The 14,706-nt window shown below is 56.6% G+C and carries 14 protein-coding genes; 7 read left to right on the top strand and 7 right to left on the bottom strand.

All coding sequences use genetic code 11. The annotated features are described in order from the left end of the window. Positions 1–14: 14 nt before the first annotated feature. Positions 15–1,097: a BMP family ABC transporter substrate-binding protein gene (locus BVC71_RS01855; RefSeq protein WP_086449931.1), complete on the top strand. Its 1,083-nt coding sequence runs from the start codon at positions 15–17 to the stop codon at positions 1,095–1,097. A 54-nt stretch (positions 1,098–1,151) separates the two neighbouring features. On the opposite strand, the gene BVC71_RS01850 is transcribed toward BVC71_RS01855, so the two are convergent. Next, entirely contained in the window at positions 1,152–3,656 is a 2,505-nt protein-coding gene (locus tag BVC71_RS01850; protein WP_086449930.1) for a GcvT family protein, read from the bottom strand. A gap of 32 nt (positions 3,657–3,688) precedes the next feature. Here BVC71_RS01850 and panC point away from each other — a divergent pair, with 32 nt between their 5' ends. The 4 genes from panC to BVC71_RS01830 all read left to right on the top strand — a co-directional run bounded on the left by panC (position 3,689) and on the right by BVC71_RS01830 (position 6,636). Next, complete coding sequence (gene panC / locus BVC71_RS01845; protein ID WP_338036447.1) at positions 3,689–4,699, top strand: pantoate--beta-alanine ligase; 1,011 nt, start codon at positions 3,689–3,691, stop codon at positions 4,697–4,699. Then, entirely contained in the window at positions 4,696–5,508 is an 813-nt protein-coding gene (gene panB / locus BVC71_RS01840) for a 3-methyl-2-oxobutanoate hydroxymethyltransferase (protein ID WP_086449929.1), read from the top strand. Before panC ends, panB begins: the two co-directional genes overlap by 4 nt. A gap of 111 nt (positions 5,509–5,619) precedes the next feature. Further along, positions 5,620–6,174, top strand: a complete 555-nt coding sequence (locus tag BVC71_RS01835) for a hypothetical protein (RefSeq protein ID WP_086449928.1) — start codon at positions 5,620–5,622, stop codon at positions 6,172–6,174. Positions 6,175–6,237: 63 nt separating this feature from the next. Beyond that, entirely contained in the window at positions 6,238–6,636 is a 399-nt protein-coding gene (locus tag BVC71_RS01830) for a YbaN family protein (protein ID WP_240516747.1), read from the top strand. Here BVC71_RS01830 and BVC71_RS01825 read toward each other — a convergent pair. Beyond that, complete coding sequence (locus BVC71_RS01825; protein WP_086449927.1) at positions 6,633–7,094, bottom strand: pyridoxamine 5'-phosphate oxidase family protein; 462 nt, start codon at positions 7,092–7,094, stop codon at positions 6,633–6,635. The genes BVC71_RS01830 and BVC71_RS01825 overlap by 4 nt on opposite strands. 22 nt (positions 7,095–7,116) lie before the next feature. After that, positions 7,117–8,103 carry a 2-hydroxyacid dehydrogenase gene (locus BVC71_RS01820; RefSeq protein ID WP_086449926.1) on the bottom strand — a complete coding sequence of 329 codons (987 nt, stop codon included), beginning with the start codon at positions 8,101–8,103 and terminating at the stop codon, positions 7,117–7,119. 117 nt (positions 8,104–8,220) lie between these two features. On the opposite strand from BVC71_RS01820, the gene BVC71_RS01815 reads away from it, so the two are divergent. Then, on the top strand, positions 8,221–8,742 hold the full coding sequence (locus BVC71_RS01815; protein WP_086449925.1) for an SH3 domain-containing protein: 522 nt from the start codon (positions 8,221–8,223) through the stop codon (positions 8,740–8,742). A gap of 36 nt (positions 8,743–8,778) precedes the next feature. Further along, positions 8,779–9,684: a cation diffusion facilitator family transporter gene (locus BVC71_RS01810; protein WP_086449924.1), complete on the top strand. Its 906-nt coding sequence runs from the start codon at positions 8,779–8,781 to the stop codon at positions 9,682–9,684. Here the strand turns inward: BVC71_RS01810 and BVC71_RS01805 are convergent. The 4 genes from BVC71_RS01805 to nth form a co-directional block, all read right to left on the bottom strand. Next, complete coding sequence (locus BVC71_RS01805) at positions 9,678–10,760, bottom strand: alpha/beta hydrolase (RefSeq protein ID WP_086449923.1); 1,083 nt, start codon at positions 10,758–10,760, stop codon at positions 9,678–9,680. The two genes, BVC71_RS01810 and BVC71_RS01805, sit on opposite strands and share 7 nt — an antisense overlap. Then, entirely contained in the window at positions 10,760–12,778 is a 2,019-nt protein-coding gene (locus BVC71_RS01800) for a M3 family metallopeptidase (RefSeq protein WP_086449922.1), read from the bottom strand. The genes BVC71_RS01805 and BVC71_RS01800 overlap by 1 nt, the downstream gene beginning before the upstream one ends. Positions 12,779–12,903: 125 nt before the next feature. After that, on the bottom strand, positions 12,904–13,896 hold the full coding sequence (locus BVC71_RS01795; protein WP_086449921.1) for an adenosine kinase: 993 nt from the start codon (positions 13,894–13,896) through the stop codon (positions 12,904–12,906). Beyond that, the gene (nth, locus tag BVC71_RS01790) at positions 13,893–14,537 is read right to left on the bottom strand and encodes an endonuclease III (protein WP_086449920.1); all 645 of its coding nucleotides are present in this window, start codon (positions 14,535–14,537) and stop codon (positions 13,893–13,895) included. The genes BVC71_RS01795 and nth overlap by 4 nt, the downstream gene beginning before the upstream one ends. Between the last annotated feature and the right edge of the window lie 169 nt (positions 14,538–14,706).

The raw sequence follows: 14,706 nt of genomic DNA, 5'->3' as shown, positions 1-14,706 counted from the left end.
TGGGAGTTTGAAATATGAAACGCAGAACGCTACTTGCCTCGGGTGCTGCCGCAGCGATGGCTGCTGTGACTGGCCTGCCAGCTCGCGCACAGGAAAAAACCAAAGTTGGTTTCATCTACGTTGGCCCAATCAATGATGGCGGCTGGACCCAGCACCACCACCATTCGGCCATGGAAATGGTAGAGCATTTCGGTGACGCCATCGAATTCATGTACCAAGAATCCGTGCCAGAGGGCCCAGACGCAGAACGCGCGATCACCCAAATGGCACGTTCGGGTGCTGACATCATTTTCACCACCTCGTTTGGTTTCATGGACCCAACCATCAACGTTGCGGCCAATTTCCCGAACACCGTGTTTGAACACGCAACCGGCTACAAACAGGCAGATAACGTGTCGGTCTATTCGGCGCGTTTCTACGAAGGCCGCGCAATCCAAGGTACGCTGGCTGGCCGCGTGACCCAAACCAACAAAATCGGCTACATCGCATCCGTGCCGATCCCAGAGGTTATTCGCGGCATCAACGCATCCTATCTGCACGCGAAAAAGGTCAACCCAGACGTCGAATTCAAGATCATCTGGATCTTTGAATGGCTGAACCCAGCGAAAGAAGCAGACGCAGCCAAAGCGCTGATTGAACAGGGCTGTGACGTTGTTCTGCAGCACACCGATTCCACCGCGCCGCATCAAGCCGCGAAAGAGGCTGGTGGCGTTTACACATTCGGTCAGGCGGCTGACATGGCAGAATACGGCCCAATGCCGCGCATTTCGTCGATCATCGACAACTGGGCACCATACTACATCGACCGCGTTCAAGCTGTTATCGACGGCACTTGGACGTCGACCAACACTTGGGATGGTATCGGCACCGGCATGGTTGGCATCGGCGAAGTATCCGACGTCGTTCCAGCAGAATACAAAGCCGAAGCAGAAGCCATGCGCGACGCGATCGCAACGGGCGATTACCACCCGTTCACTGGCCCAATCACCAAACAAGACGGCACCGTTTGGTTGGCCGAAGGTGAGGTCGCAAACGATGGCGATCTGGCTGGCATGTTCTTTTACGTCGAAGGCATCGAAGGCGACATTCCGTCCTAATCGATCCCTAGCCGTACAAAATCAAAGGGCGCCCGATTGGGCGCCCTTTTCGTTTTAGCCATCCACGCGGATGTTTGCGTTCTTTGGATCATAGGGGCTGTCTTCGACGATTTCCGCGTCATACAGTTCGCCCATGATTTTGACCTTTAGTTTGGTGCCCAGTTCGGCCAGTTCGGGTTTCACGTAGCCCATGCCGATCTGTTTGCCAAAGTGCACGGAATACCCGCCCGAGGTCAGACGACCAGCGTAATCGCCATTCGCATCACGCAGCGCTTCTTTGCCCCACGGGTCGGCGTCTGCGGGACCGTCGATCAGCAATGTAACGCATTTCGAACGGATACCTTTGGCTTCCATCGCGGCCTTGCCGTTGAATTCCTTGGACAGGTCAACAAAGCGCGGCAGGTCAGCCTCTAGCGGGGTCGCATCGCGGCCCAGTTCGGTGCCGAACGCACGGTAGGATTTTTCCTGACGCAGCCAGTTTTGCGCACGCGCGCCAACCAGTTTACCGCCGTGTTTTTCCAGCACAGGCACCAGCAGATCCCACAGGTAGTTCTGCATTTCGATCGGGTGGTGCAATTCCCAACCCAATTCGCCTGTATAGGCCACGCGGATCGCGTTCACTGGGCACATGCCCAGTTCGATCTGACGAGCCGACAGCCATGGGAACCGTTTGTTCGACAGCGCCGTTTCGACGTCCGCGTCGCGTAGAACCTCTTTCAGAATGTCGCGCGATTTTGGACCTGCGATGGCGAACACGCCCCACTGCGTCGTGACGTTCTGGATTTCGATGTAGCCGAATTCAGGCGCCTTATCTTCTGCCGCTTTGCGCAGGAAATCAGCGTCGTAGTCAGTCCATGCTCCAGCGGACACAAGGTAATATTCATCCTCGGCCAAACGCACGATGGTGTATTCGGTGCGGGTGGTGCCCGCATCGGTCAGCGCGTAGGTCAGGTTGATACGGCCCACTTTGGGCAGTTTGTTACAGGTGAACCAATCCAAGAATTGGGTCGCGCCTGGGCCTTTGACGATGTGTTTGGTGAACGCAGTTGCGTCGATCAGACCAGCGGTTTCGCGGACGGCTTTCGCCTCTTCCATCGCGTACTGCCACCATTCACCGCGGCGGAAGCTACGGCTGTCATGGTCGAACGATTCAGGCGCATCCAGCGGGCCGTAATAGTTCGGGCGTTCCCAACCATTGACCTGACCGAATTGCGCGCCTTTGGCTTTTTGACGGTCATATGCTGGTGCGGTGCGCAATGGGCGGGCCGCTTCGCGTTCCTCATCTGGGTGGTGCAGAATGTAGACGTGCTCATAGCACTCTTCGTTCTTTTTCACGCCGTATTCGGTGGTCATCCAGCTGCCGTAGCGTTTCGGATCAAGCGACGCCATGTCGATCTCGGCTTCGCCTTCGACCATCATTTGCGCCAGATAATACCCCGTACCGCCCGCTGCGGTAATGCCAAAGCTGAACCCTTCGGCCAGCCACATGTTGCGCAGGCCCGGTGCAGGACCAACCAGAGGGTTACCGTCAGGCGTATAGCAGATCGGGCCGTTGAAATCGTCTTTTAGGCCGACCGTTTCCGACGACGGAATACGGTGGATCATGGACATGTATTCTTCTTCGATACGTTCCAGATCCAGCGGGAACAGGTCCGCGCGGAAACTATCAGGCACGCCGTATTGGAAACAGGCAGGCGCGTTGCGCTCATACGGGCCTAGGATCCAGCCGCCGCGCTCTTCGCGAACGTACCATTTCGCGTCAGCATCGCGCAGAACTGGGTGCTCTGGATTGCCAGCTTCGCGGTAGGCGACCAGCTCTGGGTCTGGTTCGGTCACGATGAACTGGTGTTCCACAGGGATTGCAGGGATTTTGATGCCCAGCAGTTTTGCAGTGCGCTGCGCGTGGTTACCCGTCGCGGTTACAACGTGTTCTGCGTGGATCACGGTCTGTTCTTCGGTCGGAACTAGGTTACCGCCGCGTTCGCCCATTTTGGTGACAGTGACTTCCCAATGGTCGCCAACCCATTTGTAGCCATCAACCTGCCATTTACGTTCGATCAGAACGCCGCGCTGACGGGCACCTTTGGCCATTGCCATGGTGACGTCTGCGGGGTTGATGTAACCGTCCTGCGGGTGGAACAGCGCACCTTTCAGGTCCTCAGTCCGGACCAAAGGCCAGCGTTCTTTGATCTGCGCAGGAGTCATAAATTCGTGGTAAACGTCTGCAGTTTCCGCGACCGACGAATACAGCATGTATTCATCCATGCGCTCTTGGGTCTGAGCCATACGCAGGTTGCCGCAAATCGAAAAACCAGCGTTCAGGCCGGTTTCTTCCTCTAGCGTCTTATACAGATCGACCGAGTATTTGTGGATATGGGTTGTCGCATAGGACATGTTGAACAAAGGCAACAGGCCAGCCGCGTGCCACGTCGAACCGGACGTCAATTCGTCCCGTTCCAGCAACATGACATCGTCCCAGCCAGCCTTGGCAAGGTGATAAGCGATCGAAGTGCCGATGGCGCCGCCACCGACGACTAGAGCACGAACATGGGTTTTCATAAAAGCGACTCCCGATTGGACTTGGGGCCACAATGCCCCAAATCGGCGCGGCGCAATTGAACCAGACGACACACAAACGCACAAAACCGACAGGTTATGACGTACCGTTAGCGATATTCCCCGATCGTCCAACTTGCCGCATCGCGGCGGGGCGGATAAACCTGCACCAAACACTGGGGGGAACAATGCAGATTTGCCGCACGATCAGTGACTTGCGACAGGCGGTGCGTTTGAAACGCAGTGCGGGCGAAACCGTGGGGTTTGTCCCAACGATGGGCGCGCTGCATGCGGGGCATATGTCGCTGGTGGCCGCCGCTAAATCGGCGAACGACGCGGTCGTGGTGTCGATTTTCGTCAACCCGACCCAATTTGGGGCATCGGCTGATCTAGATAACTACCCCCGCACCGAAGAGGCCGATCAGGCCCTACTGACCTCCGCTGGCGTTGATATCCTATTTCTGCCGTCGGTTGATGTGATGTACCCTGCTGGCGCCGAAACCATCGTGGAAACCACGAAACTGGCGAATATGCTGCACGGTCAGGTGCGTCCTGGGCACTACCGCGGCGTATGCACGGTTGTGACCAAACTGTTCAATATCGTGCAACCCGACAACGCCTATTTCGGCGAAAAGGATTACCAGCAGCTACAGGTTATCCGCCGCATGGCGATTGATCTAGACATGCCCCTATCCGTCCACGGCGTTCCAACAGTCCGCGAAGACGACGGGCTGGCCATGTCGTCGCGCAATATGCGCCTGACACCGCAGGACCGCGCTGCGGCTGTCGTATTATCGCAATCGCTGGCTGCGGCTGATGCGGCTGCGCTGGCGGGGCATGATGTCGCTGGGATTGAAACCGCAATCCGTGATACCGTCGCCCGCGAACCACGAGCCCGCGATCTGGTCGTGGACATCGTTCAGGCCCTGACGCTTGCCCCTATCGACGGCAAACCGAACGGGACCATCGGGATTATGATCTCGGCCATTTTTGGACCCGAAGATGATCCCATCATGCTTATTGACCAAAGGGAGATCACCCTATGAGCGCTCAGACCGAAACCATCCGCCGCAATACGGTGCCGCAAATCGCCCGCCGCAAAGGCGGCGATCCGATCGTGTCCCTGACCAGCTATCACGCGCACACAGCGGCCATCGTCGATAAATTCGCGGATTTCATTCTGGTGGGCGACAGTCTGGGCATGGTCATGCACGGCATGGAATCCACCGTTGGCGTCCCGCTGGACCTGATGATCATGCACGGCAAAGCGGTCGTTCGCGGCACGCAAAAGGCTCTGATCGTCGTCGACATGCCATTCGGCACCTACGAGGAAAGCCCAAACGTCGCCTTCCGTAACGCTGCCAAAATCATGAAAGAAACTGGCTGCGGCGCGGTGAAACTTGAGGGCGGCAAACGCATGGCGGAAACCATCCGCTTTTTGGTCGAACGCGGCATTCCTGTGATGGCGCACATCGGCCTGACGCCGCAATCGTCGCACGTCATGGGCGGGTTCAAAACTCAAGGCCGCGAAGAAGACAGCTGGCCCCTACACGAAGAAGACGCCAAAGCCGTGGCCGAGGCTGGCGCCTTTGCCGTCGTTCTAGAGGGCATGGTCGAACCATTGGCCGCCAAGATCACTAAACAGATCGACATCCCGACCATTGGCATCGGCGCATCGGCTGACTGTGACGGCCAAATTCTGGTGCTAGAGGACATGCTGGGCCTGAACCCGTGGACCCCGAAATTCGTCAAAGTTTACGGACAGTTAGGCCCGATGATCGAAGACAGCGTAAAACGCTACGCCGAGGACGTGAAATCCCGCGCCTTCCCGACCGAAGATCAGGTTTACCGCTAGTCTGACACGCATCGTAATAGTTCGTGAAAAGGGCCCCATTGTATGTGGGGCCTTTTTGTCATTTGTGGATGCTGCACTACCCTCTCGGGTAGATAAGAAAGGTATTTATAAATGAACCGCAGAGCATTCTTTGCCCTCGCCTCCGCCATTGCGATTTCCGCCTGTACGCCCCTAGCCAGCAGCAACCCGATCGCACGCGAATTGCGCCAAACCCTGCAATTCAGCAGCGTGACCGTGAACACTCAAGGCACTGCTTTTGATAGCAACCGCGCCGCGAATTACAGCAGCGCCCTATCTGGTGATCTACGCACCGTTCTGGAAACTGAATTCGTGGACCGAATGGACCCTAGCGGTGTTCAGATGATTGTAGACGTGGCGCGTTTGAATGTAGCGGGATCGACAACCACAGCATTCGGGCGCGACCAGTCGACCCTGTCGGGTTCCGTCCGTGTTGTCGATGGCGACGCATTGTTGGGTACATACGCCATTCAGGTTGCCGTCGGCGATCCGTCGCAAACCACAACGGGCGCTTTGGTCAGTAGCGCCATCAATTCAGGCGAAGGGTATTATCGCGCCTTGATCAACGGCTTTGCGCGCGACGCCCGCGTGCAGGTGTTGGGCGCTGATTTGCCCGGCGAACGCCTTCTGCGTCAATTGCAGAACTAATACCTGCGAAATCGCACACTTCGGCCCCTGCAAAAATGCGGGGGCCGTTCTATACTGTCTAGTATGACAGTTGATCCCCGCCCCCTATCCCGAAACCCTATGATGCGCCTGATCTGGATGGCGCTGGGGTCGCTTGCGTTGATCGCGGGGCTGATCGGCGTGGTCTTGCCAATTGTCCCAACGACACCCTTTATCATTTTAGCCGCTTTTTTATTTGGCAAAGGCAGCCGCACGGTGGAACTATGGCTTATCAATCACCGCACCTTTGGCCCGATGATTTTGGATTGGCGCAAGAACGGTGCGATCGCCCCACGCTACAAAGCCATGGGATTATCAATGATGGCGGCTGCGTTCGGGCTTAGCCTATATTTGCGCTTGCCCGCCACGGCACTAACGGCCCAAGCGGTCTGTTTGATCGGGGCAGCAACCTATATTTTGACCCGCCCCAATGGGTCGGCCTAATCAACGGCCCGCACACCGTAGGTTTTAAACGCTTCCTTAATTTTCTGCGCCTCGGACGTGTCAGGGAATTTTGTATAACTCGGCGCGACAATCGGCGAAACGCGGATGGCATCGACTAAAATGATCGACCGCACTTTGAAATTGGGCCCCGCCATCGCGATCAGTGGCGCTGCGCGATCATCATATTCCGGCGTATCCGCCGCAATCAGCCGCGCATCCCCATACACCTTGTACCCTTTTTGACGAAACACATCGACGAAACTGACGCAAACCTTGCTGTTCTGGCCGATGTTCCGATGGGAAACAGGGCTCGCAATTTCGGCGATCATGAGCTCTGTTTCGGATGGGGCGCAGAAAATTTCCTTGGGGCTCACATTTGGCTGACCTTGATTGTCAACCGTCGCCAGCCAACATAGAACCGCGCGGTCTATGGCTGTTTTTACCTCTCCTGTGAACATCGCTCCTCCAACTTTGTTCAGGTTAGATCATTTCGGGCAGAACCATATCGGGCGGCCTGTGACCGTCGGCAAACGTATAGGCGTTTAGGATCACTCGTTCGCCCATTTCAATCCGCCCTTCGACGGTGGCCGATCCCATATGGGGTAGCAGCACAACATTTTGCAGTTCGCGCAGACGCGGGTTCACTTCGGTGCCATGTTCGAACACATCCAGACCGGCACCCGCGATTTCGCCCGCGCGTAACATGCGGGTCAGCGCGTTTTCATCAATGACTTCGCCGCGCGAGGTATTCACGATCACAGCCGACGGTTTCATCAGTTTCAAACGGCGCGCGTTCATCAGATGAAACGTCCCGGGGGTGTGGGGGCAGTTAATCGAAATAACGTCCATATTGGCCACCATTTGATCCAGGCTTTCCCAGTAGGTCGCGCCCAACGCCTGTTCGGTTTCCGTGCGCAGTCGGCGGCGGTTGTGATAATAGATCGACATGCCCAAAGCGGACGCCCGCCGCGCCAGCGCCTGACCAATACGCCCCATACCTAAGATACCCAATTTGCGCCCACCGATGCGCCCGCCCATCATCGCGGTCGGGGACCAGCCGTTCCAATCGCCCTTTTGCATTTGCGCCATGCCTTCGGGGATGCGGCGCACGACCGATAGGATCAGCGCCAACGCCATATCGGCGGTATCTTCGGTCATCACGTCGGGCGTGTTGGTTACCATGATGCCGCGGCTGCGCGCGCCTTCGACGTCGATGTGATCAACGCCTGCGCCATAGTTGGCGATCAGTTTTAACGATGGCCCTGCCGCATCCAAAACCTCGGCATCGATTGTGTCAGTAAGGGTCGGCACCAGAATGTCCACACCTCTGACCCGCGCCAGTAACTCTGACCGCGACAGCCAAGTGTCGTCGTTACGCAAACGCACATCGAATAATTCGGACATGCGGGCCTCGACAGCTTCGGGCAACCGTCGCGTGACAACAACACTCAATTGTTTACCCGGCATCTTCGCCCTTTCTGCTGCTTTTCAATTGCTGCGGTTAATGGCAGATTGCCCGTATGATCGGCGCGATACAAGAGCAGCAACCTGCCGCAGCGCAGCAACAATCATACAGGTGACAGAATGTTCAGTGTTTTGCGCGGTTTTATGACCGCTTTGGCGATTATTCTTGCACTACCTGCGGTTGGCCAATCCGAAAATCTAGAAATCGGGACGGAAACTGGCCCCATCACAGGCCTGCCGATGCCGCGATTTGTGTCGCTCAAAGCGAACGAAGCCAACGTCCGTCGCGGTCCATCGACCACGCACCGCATTGATTGGGTGTTCACCCGCCGCGATATGCCGCTGCGCGTCACAGCCGAATATGAAAACTGGCGCCGCGTTGTGGACCGTGACGGTATGGGCGGCTGGGTTCACTACATCATGCTGTCTGGCGTACGCACCGTCATCATAGACACGGACATGCAGCCCCTATTCGCGCGCCCTGATGAAACCAGCCCGCAGAACGCATTGCTGGAATCCGGCGTGGTCGCCCGCATCGACGAATGCACATTGGATTGGTGCAAAATTCGAACAGGCGGTTATCGTGGATGGGCACCAAAAACCGCGCTTTGGGGCGTTGGAGAAGACGAAGTTTTAGACTAAGTCTGAAACATACCCCCTGAAAAAAGGACGCGGCCCATGTCCAATCCGAACCGATTAAACCTGTCTGCAGGGGTCTTTTCCGTCTGTGTCGCAGTCAGTTTGGTGCTGGCAAAACTATGGGCGCTTAGCCAGACAGGGTCGCTGTCGATTGCAGCGACTTTGGCCGACAGCGCCTTAGACCTGCTGATGTCGATGGGCGGTTTGGCTGCCATTGCCTATGCGGCAAAACCTGCCGACTACGATCATGCCTTTGGACATTCTAGCGCCGAAGATCTAGCCGCATTGGGGCAATCGGCATTCATCATCGTGTCTGCCTTTGCGATCTTGGCAGCCGCAGGTGTGCGGTTCATGTCAGGCAGCAGCGGTGCGATTGAAAATGAAATGGCAGGCATGTCTGTGATGGTTCTATCGATCGTTTTGACGGTCGCCTTGGTCAGTTATCAGGCATTCGTGTCAAAACGGACGGGCAACCGCGTCGTTGCCGCCGATAGCCTGCACTACATTGGCGATTTGATCCCAGCCATTGGGGCGATCATCGCGCTGTGGGCCAATCGCCAGTTCGGGATCGGCTACATTGATAATGTCGTCGCTGTTTTGGCCGCGCTGATTATGATCGGCGGCGCCGTTAAAATCGGCAAAGGTGCATGGGATGCCCTGATGGATCGCGCCGCTGATGATGACACGGTTGCCTCTATTGCAGGCATCGCCGGCAATTTCGCAGGTGTACACGGGTTTCATGATCTAAAAACCCGCAAAGCAGGGAGCCGCGTCTTCGTGAACCTGCATATCGAATTGGACGGTAAACAGTCGCTAGAAGACGCCCACGCCATCGGCGCGGCCTTGCGCCGCAAAATAGTCGAGGCACATCCCAACGCTGATGTGCTGATCCACAAAGACCCCATCGGCGTGCAGCCCCATCCAGACGACACACGCCATCACTGACCAAACACGACCTGCCGCAGCGCACCGCCACCGAATTGATTGAACACAAAGGCCGTGCCGGTCGACAAATCCGGCCTACCTGTATCGTTGCCCTGCAAATCTGAATACAGGCTGGCAACGTTAATAAAACGGCTGTGCCCCATTGGATCAGAATTCACTGCAGTGATGTCGATGACCACAACCTGATCAAACCACGGTGCAGAGGCAATCGTCGGATCATCCACAGCCAACCGCCCTAAACGATCACGCCCACCGCTGATTTGCGCCGATAGGCCCAATGCCCGATCTTCGGGCGAGACCAACAAAACCAACGGTTCACGCATCCGACCAACGGTCTGCATCTGCTGTGCAAAGACAAAGGGATCAATATCAGGCGCGGCCATAATAATGTTCAAACGATCCAACGTCGCCGCGTCGTTTTCCAATCGCAACGTGCGCAGCGCCTCCATCGTTAGAAAACTACCCATGGAATGCGCAAAGACCATGGTTTGCCCCGTTTGATCGGTCAATTCATCCATCAAATCGGCCAAGGCATCGCGGGAAAATAACGCTGCCTGCCTATCGCCGATATATTCAAGCGGATTGCCCGCAGATGGCCAAGTGAACAGGATCGGAACGCCGCCTTCGCCGGCATCGGCGGACAACTGGGCCAACCTGTAAACCGCCTCTTGAAACCGTGCATTATAGCCGTGAACGAAAACGCCAACCTCTTGGGTATCGCTTTGCGCCTTTGCGGTTTTCACAGCGCGGTAAAACGTATCCGCATCCAGATCGCCCTGCCCGACAACGGCGTATTCATTTGTTAAATCGGGAAAATCGGATGGGAAATTAATCTCTCCGTCCGCGCGGTTTTCTGGCACTGAAACATCATAATACATGTGCCGCACGACATAGTCCGGATTACCGTTCCATTGGCCCGTATCCACGTCGCGGGCACGGGTCGTGGCAACGTAGACGCGCACGATTTCAGTTTCGGCATCGCCTGGATCAATCGGGTTTAAGACATCGAAATCAGGGCGCTGCGAACAAGCCGCAACGCCAAGAACGACGAAGAGGGCGATGATCCAACGGCGCATCACGCCGCGACCAGGCCCCTGCCCTTAAGCAGAGCCTCTACCCCCGGCAAACGGCCACGGAACCGCGTGTATAGGTCGGCTGCATCCACCGTGCCGCCAACGGACAGAATGTTCGCCTCTAGCGATTTGGCGGTGTCGGGATCGAACGGGTTTCCGGCCTCTTCGAACGCGGCAAAGGCGTCTGCGTCCATCACCTCGGACCACATGTAGCTGTAGTAGCCGCTGGAATATCCATCGCCTGAAAATACATGCGCGAAATGCGGGGTCGCGTGGCGCATTCGGATAGCGGATGGCATTCCGATATTTTCCAATACTTCGGCCTGTTTTTGCATCGGATCGGCGGGCGGATCGCCCAAATGGAATTCCAGATCCACAATGGCCGAGGCGACATATTCCACTGTTTGGAACCCCATGTCATAGGTCGCAGCGCCCAACACTTTATCCAGCAAATCCTGCGGCATCGCGTCCCCTGCTGGGTTCACGGCGAATTCGGCCAGAACCTCTGGCACTTCTAACCAGTGTTCATACAGCTGACTGGGCAATTCCACGAAATCACGTGCCACGCTGGTGCCCGACATGGATTCGTAGGTTACGTTCGACAGCATCTGGTGCAACGCGTGACCGAATTCGTGGAACAGGGTGCGCGCATCGTCATAGGACAACAGCGCGGGTTCGCCGTCCGCTGGTTTGGCAAAGTTGCAGACGTTGATCACAATCGGGCGGATATCCCCCGCCAATTTTTGCTGAGACCGCATCGCGCTACACCACGCGCCCGACCGTTTCGATCCGCGCGCGAAATAATCACCCAAGAACAGCGCCACATGTTCGCCGTTGCGGGTTACTTCAAACAGGCGCACATCGGGGTGGTATTTCGGGCCGTCAACGGCGGCGAATTCCAGACCGAACAAACGGTTGGCACAGGCAAACTGCGCTTCGATCATGCGGTCTAGCTGGAAATAGGGTTTGACCTCTGCCTCGTCCAAATCATGTTCGGCTTTGCGGCGAATGGCGGAGTAGTAATGCCAATCCCAAGCCTCTAACGGGCCCTGATTGCCATCGTTGTGCAGCATGGTTTCCAAAACGGCGGCGTCGCTGGTGGCAGCGGCCTTGGCTGGTTCCCACACGTTCATCAGCAGATCGCGCACGGCATCGGGCGTGCCCGCCATTTCGGTTTCCAGTTTGTAATGGGCGAAATCGACGTAGCCCAGCAGGTTCGCGCGTTCCTTGCGCAAGGCCAGAATTTCGGCAGCAATTGCGCGGTTGTCGGTTTCCCCGCCGTTGGCGCCGCGGGCCGTCCATGCCTCATACGCTTTGCGGCGCAATTCGCGGTCTGGACAGGTTTGCAGGAACGGCACGATGACCGAACGAGACAGGGTCACAACAGGGCCATCCTGGTCTTTGTCCTTGCCCGCCGCACGTAGGGCCGATTTGACGTAATCGGGCATATCCGCGATTTGGGTTTCAGACACGGGCATGAACCACGACCGTTCATCAGCCAGCAGGTTTTGAGTGAACTGCGTGCCCAGCACGGACAGACGCGTTTTCACCTCTTTCAACCGATCAGCATCCGCGCCAGTCAGCTGCGCGCCCGCCCGTACGAACCCGCGATGCGACAGGTACAACAGACGCTGTTGTTCGTCGGTTAAGTCTAGGTCATCGCGCTGATCCCACAGTTGTTGAACCCGCGCGAATAGGGCTTCGTTCGATGTGACCTCGGACCAGAATTCGGACATTTTCGGGGAAAAGTCGCGCATCAGCGATTCCCGTTTGTCGTTCGCATCGGCCCCTGCCAGCGCATAGAATGCGCCCATCACGCGGTCCAACATTGCGGTGGCGGTTTCGGTCGCTTCGATCGTGTTTTCAAACGTCACATCAGGGTTTGCGGTGATCGCGGCGAAATTGGCACGCGCATCGGCCAGTGCGACGTCTACCGCCGCCGTGAAATCATCATCAGAAATCTGGTCAAAGGGCGGCAAACCAAATGGCGTATTCCAGTCAGCTAGCAGTGGGTTGGTCATCGAAAACTCCTAATCGTTACACAGAACGTAGGCCCGCACCCGCACATGTGCCAGAGCCTATTTACGAAAAAGCCCCCGCCCGAATTGATCGGACGAGGGCGGAACCAAGTAACTGAGCGATGGAATCACAATAGACCGTGCTTAGTGAACAATTCCTTTAGATCGCTTTCAGGACGTGCGCCGATGTGGCTAATGACTTCGCTTGCCGCGACACAGCCCATACGGCCGCAGGTTTCCAGATCATGACCATTGGTCAGACCCCACAGGAAGGCGCCCGCAAACAGATCGCCCGCGCCTGTCGCGTCCTGAATATCGGTCGGCACCGCAGGGGCCAGCCAACGCTGATCACCCGACAGGATATGCGCGCCATGTTCGCTGTCGGTGCAGGCAACGATTTCAACCTCTTTCGCGGCCATCGCCAGTGCTGCGTCGAAATCATCGGTTTCGTACATCGACAACATTTCCGCGCGGTTACAGAACAACAGATCCACATCGTTCTGGATCATGGTGCGGAACGCGTCGCGGTGACGGCTGACGCAGAACGGATCGGACAGAGTGATCGACACCTTGCCGCCCGCGCCTTTGCAGGCTGCGATGGCTTTGGCAAAGGCTTCGTGACTGGCAGGACCGTCGAAACGGTAGCCCTCTAGGTAAATCCATTCGGCGTCCGCCATCATGGATTCGTCGATGTCCGACGGTTCCAAAAATTCGGTCACGCCCAAGTAGGTGTTCATCGACCGTTCGCCGTCTGGCGTCACGATCACGATGCAGCGGCCCGTTTCCTGCGGCGCGTCTTTGCCCGCCAGTTTGGTTTCATACACAGCGCCCTGCGCACGCAGGTCGTGGGCAAAGATCGCGCCCAGCTGGTCGTCTTTGACCTTACCCACATAGGCCGTTTTACCGCCCAAATGCGCGATGCCCGCGATGGTATTGGCTGCCGATCCGCCCGATACCTCTTTGGCGGGGCCGACACGCGAATATAGATCGACAGCGCGGTCCATATCGATCAGCTGCATGATGCCTTTTTCAATGCCAGCATCGGCCAGAAATGCGTCTTCGGCGCGGGTCAACACGTCAACCATAGCGTTGCCGATACCGACGACCTGAAACTTTTTCATAGGTTTTTATCCTCAAACATACATAGATCGCGGACCAGACATGCCGCGCATTTGGGTTTTCTGGCGGTGCAAGTATACCGCCCGTGCAAGATCATCCAGTGGTGAGCGTGCAGCGAAAAATCGACGGGGATGTGGTCTTCGATTGCACGTTCAACGGCAACAACGTCTTTACCCACGGCAACGCCCGACCGATTGCCAAACCGAAAGATATGCGTGTCCACGGCCTGCGACGGATAATGCCACCACATGTTCAGCACAACGTTCGCGGTTTTGCGCCCTACCCCCGGTAGGCTTTCCAATGCGGCGCGGGAATTTGGGACCTCTCCGCCGTAGTCATCGACCAAAATTTTGCTCAGCTTGATGACGTTCTTTGCCTTGTTCCGATACAGCCCGATCGTTTTAATGTGTTCGATCAACTGTTCCTCGCCCAGTTCCAGCATCTTTTGCGGGGTATCGGCGATTTTGAACAATTCGGCCGTAGCGCGGTTCACGCCTTTGTCGGTCGCCTGCGCGGACAAAGCCACCGCAACGACCAGCGTATAGGCGTTCACGTGATCCAATTCGCCTTTCGGTTCGGCCTCGGCCTCTTGAAACCGAGTAAAGATTTCGCGGATCGTTTTGTAATCAAGCTGTTTAACCATGCCATCGGGTATGCCCCCAGCATCAGGATCAAGCAAGCGTCCAATGGGCGGAAAACCGTCTAATCAGGGGGTAAAACCAGCGCGATATTGGATAACAATCGCGTTTGCACCATATAGATTTGGCAATTGACGCAGGAATCCTGCGTCTCAGATTGGATTGGAAAGACCT

Source organism: Marivivens niveibacter, from assembly GCF_002150005.2.
Lineage (GTDB): Bacteria > Pseudomonadota > Alphaproteobacteria > Rhodobacterales > Rhodobacteraceae > Marivivens > Marivivens niveibacter.
This window is presented reverse-complemented; position numbering and strand designations above follow the sequence as displayed.

What these genes read in the sequence shown, in the direction of transcription:
- BVC71_RS01855 (WP_086449931.1), top strand. Translation starts at nt 15, where the DNA reads ATGAAACGCAGAACGCTACTTGCCTCGGGTGCTGCCGCAGCGATGGCT.
- BVC71_RS01850 (WP_086449930.1), bottom strand. Translation starts at nt 3,656, where the DNA reads ATGAAAACCCATGTTCGTGCTCTAGTCGTCGGTGGCGGCGCCATCGGC.
- panC (WP_338036447.1), top strand. Translation starts at nt 3,689, where the DNA reads ATGCCCCAAATCGGCGCGGCGCAATTGAACCAGACGACACACAAACGC.
- panB (WP_086449929.1), top strand. Translation starts at nt 4,696, where the DNA reads ATGAGCGCTCAGACCGAAACCATCCGCCGCAATACGGTGCCGCAAATC.
- BVC71_RS01835 (WP_086449928.1), top strand. Translation starts at nt 5,620, where the DNA reads ATGAACCGCAGAGCATTCTTTGCCCTCGCCTCCGCCATTGCGATTTCC.
- BVC71_RS01830 (WP_240516747.1), top strand. Translation starts at nt 6,238, where the DNA reads ATGACAGTTGATCCCCGCCCCCTATCCCGAAACCCTATGATGCGCCTG.
- BVC71_RS01825 (WP_086449927.1), bottom strand. Translation starts at nt 7,094, where the DNA reads ATGTTCACAGGAGAGGTAAAAACAGCCATAGACCGCGCGGTTCTATGT.
- BVC71_RS01820 (WP_086449926.1), bottom strand. Translation starts at nt 8,103, where the DNA reads ATGCCGGGTAAACAATTGAGTGTTGTTGTCACGCGACGGTTGCCCGAA.
- BVC71_RS01815 (WP_086449925.1), top strand. Translation starts at nt 8,221, where the DNA reads ATGTTCAGTGTTTTGCGCGGTTTTATGACCGCTTTGGCGATTATTCTT.
- BVC71_RS01810 (WP_086449924.1), top strand. Translation starts at nt 8,779, where the DNA reads ATGTCCAATCCGAACCGATTAAACCTGTCTGCAGGGGTCTTTTCCGTC.
- BVC71_RS01805 (WP_086449923.1), bottom strand. Translation starts at nt 10,760, where the DNA reads ATGCGCCGTTGGATCATCGCCCTCTTCGTCGTTCTTGGCGTTGCGGCT.
- BVC71_RS01800 (WP_086449922.1), bottom strand. Translation starts at nt 12,778, where the DNA reads ATGACCAACCCACTGCTAGCTGACTGGAATACGCCATTTGGTTTGCCG.
- BVC71_RS01795 (WP_086449921.1), bottom strand. Translation starts at nt 13,896, where the DNA reads ATGAAAAAGTTTCAGGTCGTCGGTATCGGCAACGCTATGGTTGACGTG.
- nth (WP_086449920.1), bottom strand. Translation starts at nt 14,537, where the DNA reads ATGGTTAAACAGCTTGATTACAAAACGATCCGCGAAATCTTTACTCGG.